At 62.0% G+C, this 20,542-nt stretch carries 17 protein-coding genes; 7 read left to right on the top strand and 10 right to left on the bottom strand.

Annotation, left to right across the window (positions count from 1 at the left end):
* Positions 1 to 82: 82 nt before the first annotated feature.
* From HX873_RS23770 to HX873_RS23790, 5 genes are all read right to left on the bottom strand, one after another.
* Positions 83 to 3,430: a hypothetical protein gene (locus HX873_RS23770; protein WP_177123299.1), complete on the bottom strand. Its 3,348-nt coding sequence runs from the start codon at positions 3,428 to 3,430 to the stop codon at positions 83 to 85.
* Positions 3,431 to 3,524: 94 nt separating this feature from the next.
* The gene (locus HX873_RS23775; RefSeq protein WP_087693843.1) at positions 3,525 to 4,673 is read right to left on the bottom strand and encodes a MalY/PatB family protein; all 1,149 of its coding nucleotides are present in this window, start codon (positions 4,671 to 4,673) and stop codon (positions 3,525 to 3,527) included.
* A gap of 59 nt (positions 4,674 to 4,732) precedes the next feature.
* A complete protein-coding gene (locus HX873_RS23780; RefSeq protein ID WP_102605240.1) occupies positions 4,733 to 5,356 on the bottom strand; it encodes an FMN-dependent NADH-azoreductase in 624 nt (207 codons plus the stop codon).
* Positions 5,353 to 5,793 (bottom strand): GNAT family N-acetyltransferase, encoded by a 441-nt coding sequence (locus HX873_RS23785; RefSeq protein ID WP_087693842.1) that lies wholly within the window; start codon positions 5,791 to 5,793, stop codon positions 5,353 to 5,355. Before HX873_RS23785 ends, HX873_RS23780 begins: the two co-directional genes overlap by 4 nt.
* A complete protein-coding gene (locus HX873_RS23790) occupies positions 5,786 to 6,262 on the bottom strand; it encodes a carboxymuconolactone decarboxylase family protein (RefSeq protein WP_177021461.1) in 477 nt (158 codons plus the stop codon). Before HX873_RS23790 ends, HX873_RS23785 begins: the two co-directional genes overlap by 8 nt.
* A 133-nt stretch (positions 6,263 to 6,395) precedes the next feature.
* On the opposite strand from HX873_RS23790, the gene HX873_RS23795 reads away from it, so the two are divergent.
* The 3 genes from HX873_RS23795 (at position 6,396) to HX873_RS23805 (ending at position 10,696) form a co-directional block, all read left to right on the top strand.
* The gene (locus HX873_RS23795) at positions 6,396 to 7,769 is read left to right on the top strand and encodes a PLP-dependent aminotransferase family protein (RefSeq protein WP_177123300.1); all 1,374 of its coding nucleotides are present in this window, start codon (positions 6,396 to 6,398) and stop codon (positions 7,767 to 7,769) included.
* A gap of 81 nt (positions 7,770 to 7,850) precedes the next feature.
* Positions 7,851 to 10,106: an arginine/lysine/ornithine decarboxylase gene (locus tag HX873_RS23800; protein WP_177051396.1), complete on the top strand. Its 2,256-nt coding sequence runs from the start codon at positions 7,851 to 7,853 to the stop codon at positions 10,104 to 10,106.
* 20 nt (positions 10,107 to 10,126) lie between these two features.
* On the top strand, positions 10,127 to 10,696 hold the full coding sequence (locus HX873_RS23805) for a GNAT family N-acetyltransferase (protein ID WP_003217028.1): 570 nt from the start codon (positions 10,127 to 10,129) through the stop codon (positions 10,694 to 10,696).
* A gap of 126 nt (positions 10,697 to 10,822) precedes the next feature.
* Here HX873_RS23805 and HX873_RS23810 read toward each other — a convergent pair whose 3' ends face one another.
* Positions 10,823 to 11,725: a LysR substrate-binding domain-containing protein gene (locus HX873_RS23810; RefSeq protein WP_177123301.1), complete on the bottom strand. Its 903-nt coding sequence runs from the start codon at positions 11,723 to 11,725 to the stop codon at positions 10,823 to 10,825.
* Between the two features lie 176 nt (positions 11,726 to 11,901).
* Here HX873_RS23810 and gspG point away from each other — a divergent pair, with 176 nt between their 5' ends.
* Entirely contained in the window at positions 11,902 to 12,330 is a 429-nt protein-coding gene (gspG, locus tag HX873_RS23815) for a type II secretion system major pseudopilin GspG (RefSeq protein WP_003209249.1), read from the top strand.
* A 4-nt stretch (positions 12,331 to 12,334) separates the two neighbouring features.
* On the opposite strand, the gene HX873_RS23820 is transcribed toward gspG, so the two are convergent.
* Entirely contained in the window at positions 12,335 to 12,571 is a 237-nt protein-coding gene (locus HX873_RS23820; RefSeq protein WP_177044548.1) for a hypothetical protein, read from the bottom strand.
* Between the two features lie 228 nt (positions 12,572 to 12,799).
* On the opposite strand from HX873_RS23820, the gene HX873_RS23825 reads away from it, so the two are divergent.
* Entirely contained in the window at positions 12,800 to 13,357 is a 558-nt protein-coding gene (locus tag HX873_RS23825; protein WP_177123302.1) for an NADPH-dependent FMN reductase, read from the top strand.
* 116 nt (positions 13,358 to 13,473) lie between these two features.
* Here the strand turns inward: HX873_RS23825 and poxB are convergent, their stop codons facing one another.
* Both poxB and HX873_RS23835 read right to left on the bottom strand, forming a co-directional pair.
* Positions 13,474 to 15,198, bottom strand: a complete 1,725-nt coding sequence (gene poxB / locus HX873_RS23830) for a ubiquinone-dependent pyruvate dehydrogenase (RefSeq protein ID WP_008431335.1) — start codon at positions 15,196 to 15,198, stop codon at positions 13,474 to 13,476.
* Positions 15,199 to 15,276: 78 nt separating this feature from the next.
* Entirely contained in the window at positions 15,277 to 16,509 is a 1,233-nt protein-coding gene (locus HX873_RS23835) for an NADH:flavin oxidoreductase/NADH oxidase family protein (RefSeq protein WP_177123303.1), read from the bottom strand.
* A gap of 69 nt (positions 16,510 to 16,578) precedes the next feature.
* Here HX873_RS23835 and HX873_RS23840 point away from each other — a divergent pair, with 69 nt between their 5' ends.
* A complete protein-coding gene (locus tag HX873_RS23840; protein WP_177123304.1) occupies positions 16,579 to 17,001 on the top strand; it encodes a MerR family transcriptional regulator in 423 nt (140 codons plus the stop codon).
* A 33-nt stretch (positions 17,002 to 17,034) separates the two neighbouring features.
* Here HX873_RS23840 and acnB read toward each other — a convergent pair whose 3' ends face one another.
* A complete protein-coding gene (gene acnB / locus HX873_RS23845; protein WP_003209239.1) occupies positions 17,035 to 19,635 on the bottom strand; it encodes a bifunctional aconitate hydratase 2/2-methylisocitrate dehydratase in 2,601 nt (866 codons plus the stop codon).
* 394 nt (positions 19,636 to 20,029) lie between these two features.
* On the opposite strand from acnB, the gene HX873_RS23850 reads away from it, so the two are divergent.
* The gene (locus HX873_RS23850) at positions 20,030 to 20,500 is read left to right on the top strand and encodes a DUF1289 domain-containing protein (protein WP_003209237.1); all 471 of its coding nucleotides are present in this window, start codon (positions 20,030 to 20,032) and stop codon (positions 20,498 to 20,500) included.
* Positions 20,501 to 20,542 lie beyond the last annotated feature (42 nt).

A 20,542-nucleotide genomic window follows, 5' to 3' on the forward strand; every position in this document is an offset into this window, starting at 1 on the left:
GTCGACATCTACAATGACTGATCCACCGCTTTCGCGAGCAAGCCCGCTCCCACATTTTGTTTTGCATACAGCCGTTGGAGGCTTAGTTGAGCCGAGGCCCGCCGCCCGATGGCCGGGATCCTGGCTTCTCATCCGAAGCATCCGGCAGTGCCTTGGGCGTTTCACTCGGGTCCTTGTAGTCCTTGTGCAAATCCCCATCCAGCCGGTTGCTCGACGAGCCGCCGCTTTGTGGTGTGGAGTCGAAATGCTCCCACTCCGATTGCTGGAAGCGAAACAGGCTGTCATCGGTCGGCGTGTCGCGGCCGTGGTAGTGGTGTATCTCGTAGTGGGCGTATTCGACCTTATCCGCCCAGTTGTCCTGCAGCAAACCGTCGCCGGCCAGGTCGCGGTACCAGTCGTTTTCCTTCTCGGTAGCCTTCTGTTTTTTATTGTGGTCGACGAAGTAACCGATGATCCCGCCTACCACCGCTAACACCACGCCCACCAGGAACAGCGGCCCGGTCAGCGCCGCCGCCGTGCCTGCGCCAAACAGCGCCGCCGCACCCAATACCCCGGCCGACGCGCCGAACGCACCGCCCGCCACTTGCAAGCCACCTGCGGCCTGAGCCAACGGGTCTTTGCTGTCCACGCCGCTTTTGATCGCCAGGGCGCCGAGCACAATGTCGGCAAAACCACCGGCAATGTCCGTCGCCGGGCCCAACACCTTGATCACGGAACCGGCGATCTTCGCCGATTGGGAGGCGCCAAGCTTGGCCGCACCGGCTGCCTTGAGGCCGTCATCCAGGTGAGTGGCGAGGCCTTCGGTAGCTTCGGTTACCGCCTTGTCGCCCTCGCCAAACAGCTTGGCCACGCCGTCGTACTGGCTGTCGGGAACCGCGTCCAGGGCCGCAGCGATTTCCTTGCTGACCTTTGAGTCGATCTCGGTGGGCTTGCTGAAGTCGATGACTTTGCCGGCCGCACCTTCCTTGCCCCAGATTTCCGGCAGGGTCTTGTCCAGGCCGAGGAAGTCCACCAGGCCGCCCTTGCCCAGGGCTTCGCCGATCTTGTCACCGAGCTTGACGAAGTGGCTGGCGCCGCCGGCAAAACTCAGGAAGTCCTTGGCGATGGTCATGCGTTGGGCCGGGGTTTCGCCGAGCTTGCCGCCTTTGCCCACCAGTTGGTAAATCCCCGAGAACAGGCTGACGCCGGCGCCCATCGAGCCGAGGATGCCTTTGCTGTTGAGGGTGTTGAACACTTCGCCGAGCATGCCGCGATCCGCCACCGGGATATACGGTTTGCTCAGGGCGGTTTTCACGTCGGCTTCGCTGATGGTGCCGCTGTTCTTGTAGACGTCGCCGAGTTCTTCCAGGGCCTTGGTCACGGCCGAGGATTTCTCCTTGCCCTCCAGGCCCTCGTTGAGGAATTTCTCCAGCACTTCCTGGCTGCGGCGCGGCAGGTCCAGCAGGTTGCCCTTGAGCACGCCCTTGAGCAGGCCGAACAGGTCCTTGGTGGCCAGTTCCTTGTTGTCGTCGGAGATCTTGCTCGGGTCCGAGAGAATCTCGTTGAGGTCGGTGGTGAGGCCGTCGGCCTGGATATTCTGCGCGGCCTTGGTGGCGGCTTCCGGATCGAACAGCGACAGCGAGGTCAGGGTGTTGCTCAGGTCCTGCTGGGCTTCGTGGCTCTTGCCCTGTTTTTGCAGGTCCTTGAGGTACAGCACATAGTCGGGGTTGCTGGTCAGGTCGAGAAGCTTCTGCTTGATCTCGTCCTTGTTGGGCAGGTGACTGATGGCGTCGTCCATCTTGGTCTTGTAGTCGGCCTGTACCGTCGGGTCCTTGAACAACTCGCCGATCTGCTCCTGCACCGCCTTGCCGTCGATGATGTCGTGCATGTCGGCGGAAGTGAGCTCGGTCTGCTTGTCATCGAACTCGCGCCAGGTGGTGTTGAACGGGCGCTTGGATTCTTCGTAGCCGGTGATGCCATGGCCGTTCTGGTAGGCGGCCTGGGCTTCCAGGGCACGGACCAGTTTGGCCCGTGGGTCGTCTTTGGGAATCGAGCCGTCCTTGACGCCGGCGCGGTAGGTGTCGATCAGTTCGGTGGTGGCCAGTTCGCTGACGCTCTGGGTCGGCGACTTGTCGTCGTCCTTGTCGGCATGCACGCCGGTGTCGAGGTTGAGCACGTCGAGCTCATCGTTGCTCGGCAGGTTGTACTTGGCGCGGGTCTCGTCGACGTTGCCGGCGCTCCAGGCTTCCCATTTCGCCACCACTTCCTCGTAGAGCTGCGGGCTGAGCTCCTTGGAGACGATGACCTTGCCTTCGCTGGTTTCATAGCGGATCAGGCCGTCCCCCAGCTCGTCGGGAGAACCGAAGGTGATCTCGGTGTTCTTCAGGAAGTCATTCGGCCCGGCCAGCTTGTAGCCGGCGTCTTCACTGGAGTGGATCTTGCTCCAGGTGTCCTGGGCGGTGGCCACGCTCTTGAACAGTTCCGGGCTGACGTCGGCCGATACGACGACCTTGGTGCCGTCGTGGGTTTCATAGGTCAGCACATTGCCTTGCTGGCCTTCGATCCAGCCGAAACCCTTGTAGTCGTTCAGCTCCGGCGCCTTGGTATTGGCGTCTGCCAGGCTCGAGCCGTCGTTGAGCGCGGACTCTACGGCGGCCTTTTTGTCGGGGTTGGTGTAGACCTCGTGCAAGCCTGCCAGGTAGTCGAACAGCTTGGGGTTGTCGTCGCGGGCCACGACCATTTTCTGGCCATTGCTTTCAAAGCGGATCAGGCCGGGGCCGACTTCATCCTTGGGGCCGACGGTGGTGCCGGCGTAGGGCGGCCACACTTCGTTGTCGCTGGCGCGCTTGTAGCCGGCGTCTTCGCTGCTGCCCAGGCCGGTGAAGCTTTCATAGGCTTCCTTGGCTTTCTGGAAGGCCTCCGGGTTGTCGCGCTGGCTGATGACGAATTTGTTGCCGTCCTGGGTCTCGTACCGGATCACGCCCGGCCCGGTTTCGTCGGGCGGGCCGAGGGATTTGTAGTCGCCGAGCTTTTCCGGGGCCGTGGCGTCGCCGCCCAGGCGCTGGTAGCCGGCGGCTTCGCTGGCGTTGACGCCGGAGAGTGCCTTGAAGTCGGCGCTGACTTGCTTGAACAGCTCGGGGCTGTCTTTTTCGCTGACGATGACTTTCTTGCCGTCCTGGGTTTCATAGCGGATCAGGCCGGGGCCGACTTCGTCCGCCGGGCCGATGGCCTTGTAATCCCCCAGGGTGGTGGGCGGCGCGGCGTCCTTGGCGGCCAGTTCATAGCCTTGTTCCTTGCTGGCAGCGAGCCCTTGCGCGGTTTTGTCGCCGGCCTCCACCTTCTTGTTGTTGGCGCTGTTCTTGAGCAGCACGTGGAACGCCGCGCCGGACTTGGGCGGTGTGAGAGGAAGGGCTTTGGGGTCGGTCGAGCGGTTGAGCGGCTGGGTCGTCATGCCATGGAACTCCTGCTGTTACCGGTGGGACGAATCGGCAAAAACAGTAACAGCAGGGGTTCGGCGGTCGTTGCGAAAAGTTGTGAATTGCGCCTTAACGGTGACGCAGGCTGCGTTCCAGGCGGGCGATGCCTTCTTCCAGCATGGCCCGTGGGCAGCCGAAGTTCAGGCGCACGAATTGCTGGCTGTCATCGCCGAATTCAATCCCGGCGCTCAAGCCGACCCTGGCCTGTTCGAGGAAGAACCGTTGCGGGTCGTCCAGGCCCAGGGCGCTGCAATCCAGCCAGGCCAGGTAGGTGCCTTGAGGCGCATGCATGACCACGCCGGGCAGGCGGGTTTGCACGGCGTTCAGCAGGTAATCGCGGTTGGCTTGCAGGTAGGCCACCAGCGCCTGCAGCCAGTCGCCGCAGTCGCTGTAGGCCGCACGCGTGGCTTCCAGGCCCAGGGGGCTGACGCTGTCGACCATGCCGCAGCGGGCTTGGTTGAAGCGCTCGCGGATCTCGGGATTCTGGATCACCGCGAAGCAGGTCTTCAACCCGGCGACGTTATACGCCTTGCTCGCCGACATCAGGGTGATGGTGCGCTGGGCAATCTCGGGGCTGAGGCTGGCGGTGGGAATATGCCGGCGGCCGTCAAAGCACAGCTCGGCGTGGATTTCATCGGAGACGATCAGCGCACCCTGGTCCAGGCAGGCGCTGGCCACGGCCAGCAGTTCCTCACGGGGGAAGACCTTGCCCATCGGGTTGTGCGGGTTGCTCAACAGCAGCGCCCCGGCGCCGGTGAGGGCTTCACGCATTGCCGGCAACGGCGTGAGGTACTCGCCTTCGGCGCTCAGCTCAAATGGCACTTCGATCTTCGGCAGGTTCCAGTGGCCGGGCGCCAGGCGGATCGGGCGATAGTTGGGGGTTTGCAACACCACCGGTTGGCCGGGCTGCACAAATGCGTGCAGCGCCATGTTGAAACCAGGCTCGACCCCCGGCAGGAACAGCAACTCATCCGGCTGTACGCGCCAGGCGTACTTGGCCCACAGATCGGCGACGATCGCCTCGCGCACGCCATCGCAGGCCACGCTGTAGCCGAGGATCTGCTGACCCAGTCGCTCGTGCAACGCTTGAAGCACGGCCGGTGGGGCAGCGATGTCCATGTCGGCAATCCACATCGGCAGAACGTCTTGCGGGTAACGACTCCACTTGGTGCTGCCGGTGCCGAGGCGGGAGTGGATCGTGTCGAAATCAAAGCTCATGGGTGGCTCGTATCAGGGAGGCGGGCGTAGAAATGGCGCTGATTCTAGCGCCATTAATTTTACGCGCCAGCGCTGATTGCCGCCCGGGCGCCCGCTTGCCGGTCAAATGCCTCGGCCAACTGCGTGTGGGCCTGTTCCAGGCTGCGCTGCACGGCGGCTGCGCCACGCACCATGGCCCCCAGATAGACGAAATCCACCGCGTGAATGCCCACGGTTCCAAGGATCGCCTGCAGGTAGGGCGTGAGGAAGTCGGGCTCGCGGTTTTTTCGCGAACTGCCGGAGCTGACCAGCACAAAGGTGCGCCGGTCCTTGAGCAGGCCAACTTTCTCAAACTGCGGATTCACCGTGAAACTGCGGTGGATGCGCACCACATGGTCGATCCAGCACTTGAGGGCCGCCGGCACCGTGAAATTGTGCACGGGGGTGCAGATGATCAACAGGTCACAGGCTTCCAGCTCGACAATCAGTTGCTCGGAGCGCTCGGTTGCCGGGCCGCTCAGGCCGCCGGGCGTGGTCAGGGCGTTGGCGTATTCCCGAGTCAGCGCCGGCAAGCCCTGGCCGCCGTAGTCGCGTTCGACCACTTCGGCCTCGGGTGCCTGTTCGCGGAGCAGGGCGCGGGCCAGGCGGAAGGTCTGGGCGGCCTTGCCGTGGGGGCTGAAGCTCAGTAGCAGGGCGCGGGTCATTGGTCGAGGTCCTGTGAAAAGTGCATCCCCAGTGGCAGCAGGCCCTGGCGAAAATAGAAGCGTTGGGCCAGGGCCATGTGCATGCCGGTGTCCAGCACCAGGTAGCGATAGCCCAGGCGGCGGGTGTGCTGGCGTACCTCGTCCAGCAGGCGCGCACCCAGGCGTCGGCGTTGCAGGGAGGCGTCCACCACCAGGTCATCGACGTAGATAAAGCGCCCATACAGCAGGTTTTCCGTCAGGCGATAACCGGCCAGGCCCAGCACCTGGCCGTTTTCCCGGGCGGCCAGCAGGCGGTAGCCGGTTTCGCGCTGGCGCTGAATCTGCTGGACGAAGGCGTGCGGGTCTTCGAGCTTTGGCCGCAGTTGCTGCATAACGGCAAAGCAGGCCAGGCAGTCGGCGTCGCTTTCGATGTGCACAAACTCAACAGAGTCATTCATGGTTGCCGTGCTCCATGTGCGCTTTTACGGCGGCAGGGACTTTGCGAAAGCTGATGGCGACGCGGTTCAGGGCGTTCATCAGGGCGATAGCCAGGGTCAGGTCGGCAATTTCCTTGTCATCGAAGAGGGCCTTGGCCTCGGCATAGTGTTCGTCCGGCACCTCGGTTTGTGCGACCTGGGTGACCGACTCGGCCCAAGCTAACGCGGCGCGTTCACGCGGGCTGAACAACGGCAACGCTTCGCGCCAGGCGGCCAGCAGCATCAGCTTTTCCAGGCTCACGCCCTGTTTGAGCAGGTCGCGCGAATGTGAGTCCAGGCAGTAGGCGCAGCCGTTGAGTTGCGAGACCCGCAGGTACACCAGGTCAATCAATTCCTTCTCCAGGTCGCAGCCGTGGATGTAGCTGTGCACCGAGCCAAGGGCCTTGTAGCCGACGGGCGCCGCCAGGGCGTAGTCGAGACGGTGTTGCATGGGGTGCTCCTTGTTTTGTGAAGTGATGCCGTCAGTGTGGCGGCCGGGTCGCCGGCTCAATAGGGCCAAGAATGGACAAGCGGGTTGGGACAAGATCAGACTTCAGGGCTGATTCACTGTGAGCCGGATAACGATGTCGTCACTGCCCAAATACCAGGAGATCTACCGGCGCTTTCGCCAGGCCATCGACCAGGGCCAACTGCGCCCCGGTGAGCGGGTGCCGTCGGTGCGCAGCCTGGCCCAGGAACTGAAGGTGGCCCGGGGCACCGTGGAGACGGCCTACCAGTTGCTGGTGAGCGAAGGGTTCTTCCTGGCGCGGGGCCAGGCGGGAACAGTGGTGGCCGAGGCGCTGCCGCAGCGCTCGATCAAGTCGTTGCCGGTTGAACCCGAACCCGTGGCGCCGGCGTCGGCCCCGCGCTTGTTGCAGTTGGGCTTGCCGGCGCTCGACAGCTTTCCGCGCAAGCTGTGGGCGCGGCTGGTCACCCGGCAAGTGCGCCGAGTCGATGTGAACAGCCTGGCCATGGGCGATGTGCGTGGTGCCCGCTCGCTGCGTGTGGCGATCGCGCAATACCTGGCGCTGTACCGGGGCGTGGAATGTTCGCCGGAGCAGGTGTTCGTGTGTGCCGGTTACTCGGCGTGCCTCGCGCTGGTGTGTGATGCGCTGCAGATGGCCGGCCAGCCATGCTGGTTCGAAGACCCGGGCTACCTGCATGCGCGGCAACTGCTGCTGCACTTGGGGGTGCAGTTGGTCCCGGTGCCGGTGGACCACGACGGGCTTGATGTGGAGGAGGGCGTACGGCGTGCGCCCGGCGCCCGGCTGGCGATTGTCACCCCGGCCCACCAGAGCCCGCTGGGGGTGGCCCTCGGTACTGCGCGGCGCCATCGCTTGCTCGATTGGGCACAGGCCCACGGCGGCTGGGTGGTGGAAGACGACTACGACAGTGAGTTTCGCTACAAGGGCCAGCCCCTGGCCGCGCTCAAGAGCCAGGACATGGCCGACCGGGTGATCTACTCCGGCAGTTTCAGCAAGATGCTCTTCCCGGGGCTGCGCCTGGGTTATCTTGTGGTGCCTCGGGCGCTGCTCCCGGCCTTTGAGGCCAGCGCCGGCGTGCTGCAAAACCGCAGCGCCGAATTGTTGCAAGCCACCACGGCGGACTTTCTCGACCAGGGCCATTTCACCCGCCACCTGAAAAAAATGCGCCAGCTCTACACCGCGCGGCGCGGCTTTCTGGTGGAGGCACTGGCCAGTCATTGCGGGGCGCTTTTGCAGGTGGATGAGCAGTCCGGCGGGATCAACCTGCTGGCGCGGCTGCGGGTGGACGTCTGCGATCAGGCCGTCGCTGCGGCCGCCGCACGTGCCGGGCTGGGGATACAGGCCGTGTCGGGCTGGAGTATCGAGCCCGGTGGTCAGCAAGGTCTGTTGATGGGCTTCACCAACCTGGCGACTCGCCAGCAAGCGGTGGAAGCGGCGCTGGTGTTGCGCGAGGTCATCGACGGCGCTTTATGAACACCGGTTGAACATCTTCATTCGCCACATCGGCCCCGAGCTTCTACCCTGAAGGCATAGCCCTCAGGACGCCAAGCGCTCATGTACAAAGACCTGAAGTTCCCGGTTCTGATCGTACACCGCGACATCAAGGCCGACACCGTTGCCGGCGACCGCGTCCGGGGCATCGCCCGGGAGCTTGAGCAGGAGGGCTTCAGTATCTTTTCGGCGGTGGACTACGCCGAGGGTCGCCTGGTGGCTTCGACCCATCACGGCCTGGCCTGCATGCTGATTGCCGCCGAGGGGGCCGGGGAAAATACCCATCTGATGCAAAACATGGTGGAGCTGATCCGCCTGGCGCGGGTGCGGGCGCCAAACCTGCCGATCTTCGCCCTCGGTGAGCAGGTCACCCTGGAAAACGCCCCGGCCGATGCCATGAGCGAGCTGAACCAGTTGCGGGGCATTCTTTATCTGTTTGAAGACACCGTGCCGTTTCTTGCCCGGCAAGTGGCCCGTGCGGCTCGCGCCTACCTGGATGGCCTGTTGCCGCCATTCTTCAAGGCCCTGGTGCAGCACACGGCGGATTCCAATTATTCCTGGCACACCCCCGGTCACGGCGGCGGCGTGGCCTATCGCAAGAGCCCGGTGGGGCAGGCGTTTCATCAGTTCTTCGGGGAAAATACCCTGCGTTCGGACTTGTCGGTGTCGGTGCCGGAGCTCGGCTCGCTGCTGGACCACACCGGCCCGTTGGCCGAAGCCGAGGCCCGGGCAGCGCGCAACTTCGGCGCCGATCACACCTACTTCGTGATCAATGGCACTTCCACCGCCAACAAGATCGTCTGGCACTCGATGGTGGGCCGGGATGACCTGGTGCTGGTGGACCGCAACTGTCACAAGTCGGTGTTGCATTCGATCATCATGACCGGCGCCATCCCGCTGTACCTGTGCCCGGAGCGCAATGAACTGGGGATCATCGGGCCGATTCCCCTGAGCGAGTTCAGCCCCGAGTCGATCCGCGCCAAGATCGACGCCAGCCCGCTGACCCGAGGCCGACCGGCCAGGGTCAAGCTGGCGGTGGTCACCAACTCCACCTATGACGGCCTGTGCTACAACGCCGAGCTGATCAAGCAGCAACTGGGCAACAGCGTCGAGGTGCTGCACTTTGACGAGGCGTGGTACGCCTACGCGGCGTTTCATGAGTTCTTTGCCGGGCGCTACGGCATGGGCACCTCGCGCACGCCCGAGAGCCCGCTGGTGTTCACCACGCACTCCACCCACAAGCTGCTGGCGGCGTTCAGCCAAGCGTCGATGATCCATGTGCAGGATGGCGGCGTGCGCAAGCTGGACCGCGACCGCTTCAACGAAGCGTTCATGATGCATATTTCCACCTCGCCGCAGTACAGCATCATCGCCTCCCTGGACGTGGCCTCGGCGATGATGGAAGGCCCGGCGGGGCGTTCCTTGCTGCAGGAGATGTTTGACGAAGCCCTGAGCTTCCGACGTGCCCTGGCCAACCTGCGCCAGCACATCGCCGCTGAAGACTGGTGGTTTTCCATCTGGCAGCCGCCGCTGGTGGCGGGCATTGACCGGGTGGTGACGGCGGACTGGCTGCTGCAACCCCAGGCCGACTGGCATGGCTTTGGCGATATCGCCGAAGACTACGTGCTGCTGGACCCGATAAAAGTCACCCTGGTGATGCCTGGCCTGAACGCCGGCGGGGCTTTGAGCGAGTGCGGAATTCCCGCTGCGGTGGTCAGTAAATTCCTCTGGGAACGTGGGCTGGTGGTGGAAAAGACCGGGCTGTATTCGTTCCTCGTGCTGTTTTCCATGGGCATCACCAAAGGCAAGTGGAGTACCCTGCTCACCGAACTGCTGGAATTCAAGCGCAGTTATGACGCCAACGTGAGCCTTGCTGTCTGTTTGCCATCGGTGTTTCAGCAGGGCCCGGCGCGGTATCAGGGATTGGGTTTGAAGGATCTGTGCGACCAGTTGCACAGCTGTTACCGCAGCAATGCCACGGCCAAGCACCTGAAGCGGATGTACACGGTACTGCCGGAAATCGCGATGAAACCGGCCGACGCCTACGACCTGTTGGTCAAGGGCGAAGTCGAGGCGGTGTCCATCGACGCTTTGCCAGGTCGGGTCGCAGCGGTCATGCTGGTGCCTTACCCGCCGGGCATTCCGTTGATCATGCCGGGTGAGCGCTTTACCGAATCGACTCGCTCGATCATTGATTACCTGGCGTTTGCCAGGACGTTCGATAGCAGTTTCCCCGGCTTTGTTGCCGATGTTCATGGACTGCAACACGAAGATGACGGCAGTGGTCGTTGTTACACCGTCGACTGCATCAAGGGTTAAGGATGTTTATGCAAGCTGTAATGAACCCGAAGTACCCGGGCCTCAGTGTCCGGGTGGCTGACGAAGGATTTGACGCCTACGTGTGGGGGAACGACTTCAGCTTTGAAGTCAACGCCTACGGCAAGCCGGAAATGGGCAAGCGCGTCGACCAGTGGGCGGTGGAGCGTATCGTGCCATACCGCAAATGCTACGGCATCGACCCCGAGGAGTTCGCCAGCTTCCGTGACGCGGCCGACAGTGCGGTGTTCATGGCCTACCTCGATGACCGGCCCGTGGGGCATATCGTGGTCAGCACCAACTGGAACGGCTTTGCCCACGTGGATGAACTGGCGGTGGTCTTGCCCGCGCGGCGCCACGGGGTGGCCAAGGCGTTGCTGGACGTGGCGCAGTTCTGGAGCCGCAAGAAGAACCTGCCGGGGATGATGCTGGAGACCCAGAACAACAACCTCGGTGCCTGCCGGCTGTATGAGCGCTGCGGGTATGTGATGGGCGGGATCGACCACCTGCGCTATCGCGGGATTGATCCGCAGACGCGCGAAGTGGCGATTTTCTGGTATCGGTTGTTCAAGACAGAATTGGAAGCAGTCTGAGCTTCACCGATCAACTGTAGGAGCCGTCGAGCCCCAGCGAGGCCGCGATAGCGGTAGGTCAGGCAACCTCTTTATCGACAGTGCCGCCGCCTTCGCAGCCTCGCCAAGGCCCGGCAACTCCCACATTCACGGCAATGTGCTTGTCAGCAGGTTTTCAGCCTTCTCGGTGACAATCTCCAGCAGCGCATTCAAGGCGGGCGATGGCTCGCTGCCCTTCAGGGTCAACGCATACAAGGTCACCACAATCGGCGGTGACAACGGGCACGCATCCAGCCCGGCTTCCCGTGCTCCGCTGGCGGTGAACGGGTCGACAATCGCCAGGCCTTCCCCGGCTTCTACCATGCTGCGCATCATCTGATACGTCTGCACCCGCGTTTGCACCACCGGCAGCGGGCGCAGGGCCTGCAGCTTGCTGTCCAGCAGGCGGCTCAGCGGGTCCTGGCCTTCAAGGCCGATCATCGACTGCCCGGCCAACTCCTGTAGCGCAATGTATTTCTGCCGCGGCTTCAGCCAGCCATGGGGCGCGAGCAATTGCAGCTTGCCATGGGCCAGCGGTTGGCTGTGGATTTGCAGGTGTTCCGGGTCGTGCAGGCTCAGACCGAGGTCGGCTTCGTGCAGCAGCAGGCTTTTGACGATATCCCGGGTGGAATGGCTGGAGAGGTTGCACGGCGTGTCTTGGAAACGTCGGCGCAGCACAGCGATCGCCTGGGGCAGCAGTTGATTGGCCAGCGGCGGGGTGCACAGTGCGCGCAAGGGCGGGGCATGATGGTGCTTAAGGCTGCTGGCCAGGCGTTGCACCGGCTCAAGGGCTGCATAGAGGTGGGCGATTTCGGCCTGCAGCTCAAGGGTTTCCCGGGTGGCCTGCAAGCGTCCGCGCACGCTGGCGAACAGCATGAAGCCCAATTGCAGCTCGGCATCCTTGAGGGTTGCGTCCACATCGGCCACGGGCAGTTGCAACCATTCGGCGGCGGTGCCGAGGTGTCCGGTCTGTAAAATCGCTTGAATGATTTCGATATGACGTAAACGCATGGCCGGAGTCTATGTTCAGCGCGACGTGGATTCAATGGCTCAGGCTCGGGCGTGGAAAAAAGACCCGCCACGGCAGCGCCCCAACTAGACTTGCACGATCAAGTCCCTTGGCGCCTGCAACCAGCAGGTCATACAAAGGGCGTATCAACCAGAGGATCCACGGGGGAGCCTTATCGATGCTCGGTAAAACAGACACGCGCGGGTTTTCGTTGTGGGACCTGCTGGTGGTGGTGCTGGTGGTCGGTGTGTTGGCGGTTGCGGTGGGGCCGCGGATCTTCGGCGACGTGACTCAGTCGGAAATCGCCACGGCCAAGGTCCAGTTGAAAGAGCTGGGCAAGGCAGTCGAGCGTTTTCATCAAGATGTAGGGCGTTATCCTACCGACGACGAGGGTCTGGCGGTGTTGACGGTTCAGCCAGCGGGAGAAGGGAAGTGGCGGGGCCCCTATCTCAAGGATCAGGACATGCTGACGGACCCTTGGGGCGTGGCCTATCAGTACCACTATCCTCCCAGCCAGGCCAAAACCCACTTTGATCTGTTCTCGTTCGGCAAGGACCGGACACTGGGAGGCGTCGGCGATAATGTTGATATCGCCTATGGGGAATAAGGTCTTATGAAGCGTGGGTCGTTGCCGATTCGCGTTTGATGACGGTGCCCGACTGAATCAGCCTGAACTCATCGCCATCCAGTTTTTCTACGCGGTCGCCAATGGCCAGCTTGTAGGTGGTGGTGGGCGCCGAGCCAGCCAGGCCGTCGAGGGGCGGGTTGGATTCCTGGAACTCATGCACCGAATAAACGCGACCTTCCGCGTCTCTGGCATGGAACTGTCCGACAAGTACTGCTGCCATCTGTTTAGAACCTCTGGAGATAAACACTCGATTTGCGGTTCTGTAGACCGTAGGAGAGCGGGGTAGTTTACCTATTGAAAAAAAATACTATTCGTTGACTTTTTCAGACATTACTTACAAATCCATCTGCGGTGTAAACGTCCCTGGGGATTGCAAAAACGCGCTGGTGATAGCGTCGCGCAGGCTCTATAACTACAAACTCCTTAAGTCAGAAATCGGGAAACCCCAATGAGCAAGGTCTACACGATTGCCGTACTGGTCGGCAGCTTGAGAAAAGAGTCGATCAACCGCAAGGTCGCACTGGCACTGGCCGAGTTGGCGCCCGCCAACCTCAAGTTGAACATTGTCGAAATTGGTGATTTGCCGCTCTACAACGAGGACATCGACGGTGCTGCACCGCCGGCAGCCTACAGTAGTTTCCGTCAACACGTGCGTTCATCCGACGCGGTGCTGTTTGTGACCCCCGAATACAACCGCTCCGTGCCGGGTGTATTGAAGAATGCGATTGACGTCGGTTCACGTCCTTATGGCCAAAGTGTCTTCAGCGGCAAGCCGGGTGCGGTGATCAGTGTGTCTCCCGGAGCCATCGGCGGTTTTGGGGCCAATCACCATTTGCGCCAGTCGCTGGTGTTTCTCGATGTGCCGTGCATGCAGCAGCCGGAAGCCTATCTGGGCGGTGCGGGCAGCGTGTTCGATGAGTCGGGCAAGGTCTCGGAAAAGACCAAGCCGTTTTTGCAGGCGTTTATTGATGCCTACGGCAAGTGGGTGGAAAAGCAAAGCGCATAAGTAACCTGTAGGAGCGAGCTTGCTCGCGAAGATCGTTAACGATGACGCGGGCTAGTTGAAAGCTCGCGTCGCCTGGACGTTCTTCGCGAGCAAGCTCGCTCCTACAGTGGCGGGACTTATCTGAGCCAGTTGGTTTTCGCCAACTCGATCACTTCATCACCACGCCCGCTCATCACCGCCTTGAGCATGTACAGGCTGAAGCCCTTGGCCTGTTCCAGCTTGATGCTGGGCGGCATCACCAGTTCCTGAGTGGCGGTGACTACGTCCACCAGCACCGGGCCGTCATGGGCCAGGGCGCGGCGCAGGGCCGGTTCGAGGTCTTCGGACTGTTCGACGCGAATGCCGAGGATGCCCATAGCGTTGGACATGGCGGCAAAGTCCGGGTTTTTCAGCTCGGTGCCGGTATCCAGGTAGCCTGCTGCTTTCATCTCCATGGCGACGAAGCCCAAAGAAGAGTTGTTGAACACCACCAGCTTCACCGGCAGGTTCAACTGCGCCAGGCTGATGAAGTCACCCATCAGCATGGTGAACCCACCGTCGCCGGACATCGAAATCACTTGGCGCCCGGGAAACGCGGCTTGCGCACCGATGGCCTGGGGCATGGCGTTGGCCATCGAGCCATGGTTGAACGAGCCGATCAACCGGCGCTTGCCGTTCATTTTCAAGTAACGCGCCGCCCAGACTGTCGGCGAGCCAACGTCGGCGGTGAAGATTGCGTCGTCGTCCGCCAGTTCGCTGAGCAGGCGCGCAACGTATTGCGGGTGAATTGGCCGGCCGGCCTTTGACGGTTCCGCCAGGTCATCCAACCCTTGGCGGGCTTTTTCATAATGCTTGAGCGAGGTTTCGAGGAAGCTGCGGTCCGTCTTGCGGGTCAGGCGCGGCAGCAGCGCCTGGATGGTCTCGCTGACGTCAGCTGCAATGCCCAGGTCCAGCGTGGCACGTCGGCCCAGTGCCTGCGGGTTGCGGTCGACCTGGATGATCTTCGCGTCGGTCGGGTAGAACTGGCGATACGGGAAGTCGGTGCCGAGCATGATCAGCGTGTCGCAGTTGAGCATGGCGTGGTAGCCGGAGCTGAAGCCGATCAGGCCGGTCATGCCGACGTCGAACGGGTTGTCCCACTCCACATGTTCCTTGCCGCGCAGGGCATGCACCACGGGCGCGCCGAGGGCGTCGGCCAGGGCCACCACCTCATCGTGGGCGCCGGCACAGCCGCTGCCACACAGCAGGGTGACTTTGCCGCTGTGTTCGAGGATGTCGGTGAGGCGTTGCAGGTCCTGTTCCGCCGGCAACGTGCGCGGTGCCAGCAGGGCCGGCCACGGTTTGAATTTATCTTCTACTTCCAACAGTGACACATCCCCGGGAATCACCACCACCGCAACGCCGCGATTGAGGATCGCCGAGCGCATGGCACGGTGCAGCACGTGAGGCATCTGCTCGGGGTTGGTCACCAGCTCGATAAAGTGGCTGCACTCCTTGAACAGCTCCTGGGGATGGGTCTCCTGGAAGTAGTTCAGGCCGATCTCGGAGGAGGGGATCTGTGCGGCAATGGCCAGCACCGGCACGTGGTTGCGATGGCAATCGAACAGGCCATTGATCAAGTGCAGGTTGCCGGGGCCGCAGCTGCCGGCGCATACGGTCAGCTCGCCGGTGGCGGCGGCTTCGGCACCGGCGGCAAACGCGGCCACTTCTTCGTGGCGCACATGCATCCACTCGATGCTGTCCATGGTGCGCAGGGAGTCGGTCAGGCCGTTGAGGCTGTCGCCGGTCAGGCCCCAGATGCGCTTGATGCCCGCCTGTTCAAGGGTGGTCGCCAATTGCTGGGCCAGGGTGATTTTCGCCATGAAGAACTCCAATCGTCAGTGAGGGTAAAAAGCTGCTGATCAGTTAAGGACAGTTCCATGGCGCTGAATGCTCCCCGCTCAATGTGAAGAATTGGTCATCGCAGCGCGATATTGCCGAGTGCGGCGGGCGATAAACAGTTGGTCTTTTATCAACGCCAGCAGCGGCGTCACCCCGGGTTTCGGCTGGCGGCCACGGCTCAGGCGGCGAAGCTGATAGCGCACCACTGCCATGCTCGCCAGGCTGGCCAGGGGTTTGCGCTTCCAGCGGATCGGCGGCAATTGCGGGTTGAGATCGCGGCCGGCGCGCCATTGCTTGATCAGGTGCGGCTCCAGGGTCAGCGCGGTGGCGATCCCGGCCATGGCGATGCCGCTGTCCAGGACTTGCTGCACGATCGGCAAGCGCCGGATGCCGCCGGTGACCATCACCGGCATGTTGGCGACTTTCGCCAGGTCGCTGGCCATCTCGATGAAATAGGCTTCGCGGGCCAGGGTGCGTCCGTCGCGAGCCTCGCCTTGCATGGCCGGGGCTTCGTAGCTGCCGCCGGACAGTTCCAGCAGGTCGATGGCCAGCGGGTTGAGCAGCTCGACCACGGCATGGGCGTCGGCGGCGTCGAAGCCACCGCGCTGGAAGTCGGCGGAATTGAGTTTCACCGCCACGCAGAAATCCGCGCTCACGGCGGCGCGCACGGCTTTGATCACTTCCAGCAACAGCCGAGCGCGGTTTTCAACGCTGCCGCCCCAGCGATCTGTGCGCTGGTTGCTCAAGGGCGAGAGAAACTGGCTGAGCAGGTAGCCGTGGGCCGCATGTATCTGCGCACCGCTGAAGCCGGCCTTTTCGGCGAGACGCGCGCTGGTGGCGAAGCGCGTGATGACGTCCTGGATATCGTCCTCGGTCATGGCCTTGGGTTGGGCGAACATCTTCGAAAAGCCGCCGAGATCGAGGGCCACCGCCGAAGGTGCCAGGGCCTGCTGGCCGAGGTTGGCCATGGTCTGGCGACCCGGGTGGTTGAGCTGCACCCAGAACTGCGCGCCCTTGGCCCGGCCAATCGCGGCCCATTGGCGAAACTTGTCCAGGTGACGTTCGTCTTCCAGCACCACGCCGCCGGGGCCGGTCATGGCGTGGCGGTCGATCATCACGTTGCCGGTCAGGATCAGGCCGGGCTCGCCGTCGGCCCAGGCTTGATACAAGCGCATCAGGGCCTCGGAAGGCGCCTGGTTCGCATCCGCCATGTTCTCTTCCATCGCCGCCTTGGCGATGCGGTTACTGATGAGCTGGCCGTTGGGCAATTGCAACGCTTCAAAGGGCGACATGCTTGACTCCTCACATTGGGAGCGCTCAGGCTAAGCTTAAAGGTCACTTTAAGGTCAATGGGGTTGGCGATGAATATTGGTGAACTGGCGGAACGCAGCGGCTTGGCAGCCTCGAAGATTCGTTTTTACGAAGCCCAAGGGCTGATCCAGGTCGAGCGGCAAGGTAATGGCTATCGCCGTTATCCCATGCAGACGTTGCAGACGCTGCAATTGATCCAGGGCGCTCAGCGCGCCGGTTTCAGCTTGCAGGAGTTGAAGACGCTGATGCCCGACGATTCGCCGAGCGAGGCGAAACGCGCCGATATCGTCTTGAGGCTTGAGCGCAGAATTGCGCAGATAGAAGAGCTTCAAGCCCGAATGGACCAGAGCAAGGCAGAGTTACGCGCGGTGATCGCTACGATCCAGGCACACCCGGAAGGCACGCCGTGCACCCAGGCGCAGGACAAGGTCTGGGCCTCAATCGAGGCGCATAAAAAAACGCCGCGCATCTGACGATACGCGGCGTTCGTTTACAGCAACAAAACCTTAGGCTTGAACCACAGGGATGTTGGCGCTTGCAGCAATTTCACGGAACTCGGCGATCTGGTCAAAACTCAGGTAGCGATACACGTCGCTGGCCATGGTGTTGATCTTCGCGGCGTATTCCATGTACTCCTCGACGGTCGGCAGGCGACCCAGGATGGAAGCCACCGACGCCAGCTCGGCCGAAGCCAGGTAGACGTTTGCGCCGTCACCCAGACGGTTCGGGAAGTTACGGGTCGACGTCGATACAACTGTCGAGTTCGGCTCTACACGTGCCTGGTTACCCATGCACAGCGAGCAGCCCGGCATTTCCATGCGCGCGCCAGCCTTGCCGTAGATGCCGTAGTAGCCTTCTTCGGTCAGTTGGTGAGCGTCCATCTTGGTCGGCGGCGACAGCCACAGACGGGTTGGCAGCTGACCCTTGACCTGATCCAGCAGTTTACCGGCAGCGCGGAAGTGACCGATGTTGGTCATGCACGAACCGATGAACACTTCGTCGATCTTCTCGCCAGCAACGCTGGACAGCAGACGGGCGTCGTCCGGATCGTTTGGCGCGCAGAGCACAGGCTCCTTGATGTCGGCCAGGTCGATCTCGATGATTTCAGCGTATTCGGCGTCAGCATCGGCAACCATCAGCTCAGGGTTGGCAACCCAGGCTTCCATCGCTTGGGCACGACGTTCCAGGGTGCGCGCATCGCCGTAGCCTTCACCGATCATCCAGCGCAGCAGGGTGATGTTGGAGTTCAGGTACTCGGTGATGGATTCTTTCGACAGCTTGATGGTGCAACCGGCAGCCGAACGTTCAGCCGAGGCGTCGGACAGCTCGAAGGCTTGTTCGATGCTCAGGTTATCCAGGCCTTCGATTTCCAGGATGCGGCCGGAGAAGGCGTTCTTCTTGCCTTTCTTCTCTACGGTCAGCAGGCCAGCCTGGATCGCGTAGTAAGGAATGGCGTGAACCAGGTCACGCAGGGTGATACCAGGTTGCATTTCACCTTTGAAACGCACCAGGATCGATTCCGGCATGTCCAGGGGCATGACGCCGGTGGCGGCGGCGAACGCTACCAGGCCGGAACCGGCCGGGAACGAAATGCCCATCGGGAAACGGGTGTGGGAGTCACCACCGGTACCGACGGTGTCCGGCAGCAGCATGCGGTTCAGCCAGCTGTGGATGATGCCGTCGCCCGGACGCAGCGATACGCCGCCACGGGTCATGATGAAGTCAGGCAGGGTGTGGTGGGTGGTCACGTCGATCGGCTTTGGATAGGCCGCGGTGTGGCAGAACGACTGCATTACCAGATCGGTGGAGAAGCCCAGGCACGCCAGGTCTTTCAGTTCGTCACGGGTCATGGGACCGGTGGTGTCCTGGGAGCCGACGGTGGTCATCTTCGGTTCGCAGTAGGTGCCTGGACGAACGCCAGCCACGCCGCAGGCCTTGCCGACCATTTTCTGCGCCAGGGTGTAGCCCTTGTCGCTTTCAGCCGGGGCTTCCGGCAGCTTGAACAGGGTCGAAGGTGGCAGACCCAGCTCGGCACGTGCCTTCTCGGTCAGGCCACGGCCGATGATCAGCGGGATACGACCGCCGGCACGGACTTCGTCCAACAGGACCGGAGTCTTCATTTCGAAGGTGGTCAGGACTTCATCGCTGTTGTGCTTGGTGACTTTGCCAGCATGCGGGTACAGGTCGATCACGTCGCCCATGTTCATGTTGGTAACGTCGAACTCGATTGGCAGTGCGCCGGCATCTTCCATGGTGTTGTAGAAGATGGGGGCGATCTTGCTGCCGAAGCAGAAGCCGCCAGCGCGCTTGTTCGGCACGTAAGGCACGTCGTCGCCGAAGAACCACAGTACCGAGTTGGTGGCCGATTTACGCGACGAACCGGTACCGACCACGTCACCGACGTAGGCGATCGGGAAGCCCTGGCCGCGCATTTCTTCGATCTGCTTCATCGGGCCGGTCTTGCCTTGCTCATCCGGCACGATGCCTTCACGGGCCATTTTCAGCATGGCCAGGGCGTGCAGCGGGATGTCAGGACGGGACCAGGCGTCCGGGGCAGGGGACAGGTCGTCGGTGTTGGTTTCGCCGGTGACCTTGAACACGCGCAGGCTGATCTTGTCGGCCAGGGTCGGGCGGTTCTTGAACCACTCGCCGTCGGCCCAGGACTGGATCACGGCTTTGGCGTGTTCGTTGCCGTTCCTGGCTTTTTCCGCGACGTCGTGGAAAGCATCGAACATCAGCAGGGTGTGCTTGAGTTGGGCGGCAGCGACGGGGGCCAGGGTGGCGTCGTCCAGCAGCTCGACCAGGGTCACGATGTTGTAGCCGCCTTGCATGGTGCCGAGCAGTTCAACAGCGCGTTTCTTGTCGATCAGGGGAGAAGTGGCTTCGCCCTTGGCCAGGGCAGACAGGAAACCGGCCTTGACGTAGGCAGCTTCGTCAACGCCTGGTGGAATGCGGTTGGTGATCAGGTCAACGAGGAATTCTTCTTCGCCAGCCGGGGGATTTTTCAGCAGCTCGACCAGGCCTGCGGTTTGTTCGGCGTTAAGCGGCTGGGGAACGATACCCAGGGCTGCACGCTCTTCGATATGTTTGCGGTAGGCTTCAAGCACAGTTATTACCCTCATCAGTGGTCCCACGGGACGCTCATCCAGAAAAGCACGGCACGCATGCGCTCAGGGGCTTTTTGGGCCGTAGAGCCAGCGCTGCCGGCAATCCTCACAGAAGCTGCTTTCAAAGTTTTACGCCTGCAGAACGGAGCTGATGAGGGTTGGCGCTGGCTATTTACCGGGTAAATAACCATCGCCAACACCGTTCTTTAGGAACGACTGTGCTCGTGACGCTTTGAAAACAGCTTCCAACGGATTATTGGCGCCTTACAAGGCCGGATGATTCTACGGCAAAAAAATTCTAAACGTAAGTTGCCGCGCCAAGTTTGCAGGGTGATCAACCTTAGACAAAGGGCTAACATGTGCAACTGTTTCGCTGATTTGTGCGTTGTCGACCATGTCTAACCAAACCATCAAGACCCCCTGCGTTGGCCTGTGCTCCACGGTTTACGGCGATCTTGTGTGCCGGGGGTGCAAGCGGTTTCACCATGAGGTGATTCAGTGGAACGGGTATAACGAGGAAGAAAAACGTGCGGTGTGGCTGCGGCTGGAGCAGTTGTTGGTGCAGGTGATGGCCGGGAAGCTTGAGGTGTTTGACCCTAAAATGCTGCGGGGGCAGCTGGAGCAGCGCAAGATTCGGTTTGTGCCGCATCAGTCGGAGTACTGCTGGGCGTATCAGTTGATTGCCCGGGGGGCGCGGGTGATCAGCAATCTGGAGGCTTACGGGATGGTGTTGATGCCGGAGTTTCGGGAGTGGGGGTTGCCTGAGTTGCGGGATGCGATTGATCGGGAGTTTTTTATTTTGTCCGAGGCGCATTATCAGCGGTATATCGCGCCGGGGTTTCTCAGGGATGCGTTTGGGGGGTGATTGAGTACATATCCGTTATTTGGGTAACGGCCGCTTATGGTT

Origin of the sequence: Pseudomonas sp. P7758 (assembly GCF_013386485.1) — a bacterium.
Lineage (GTDB): Bacteria > Pseudomonadota > Gammaproteobacteria > Pseudomonadales > Pseudomonadaceae > Aquipseudomonas.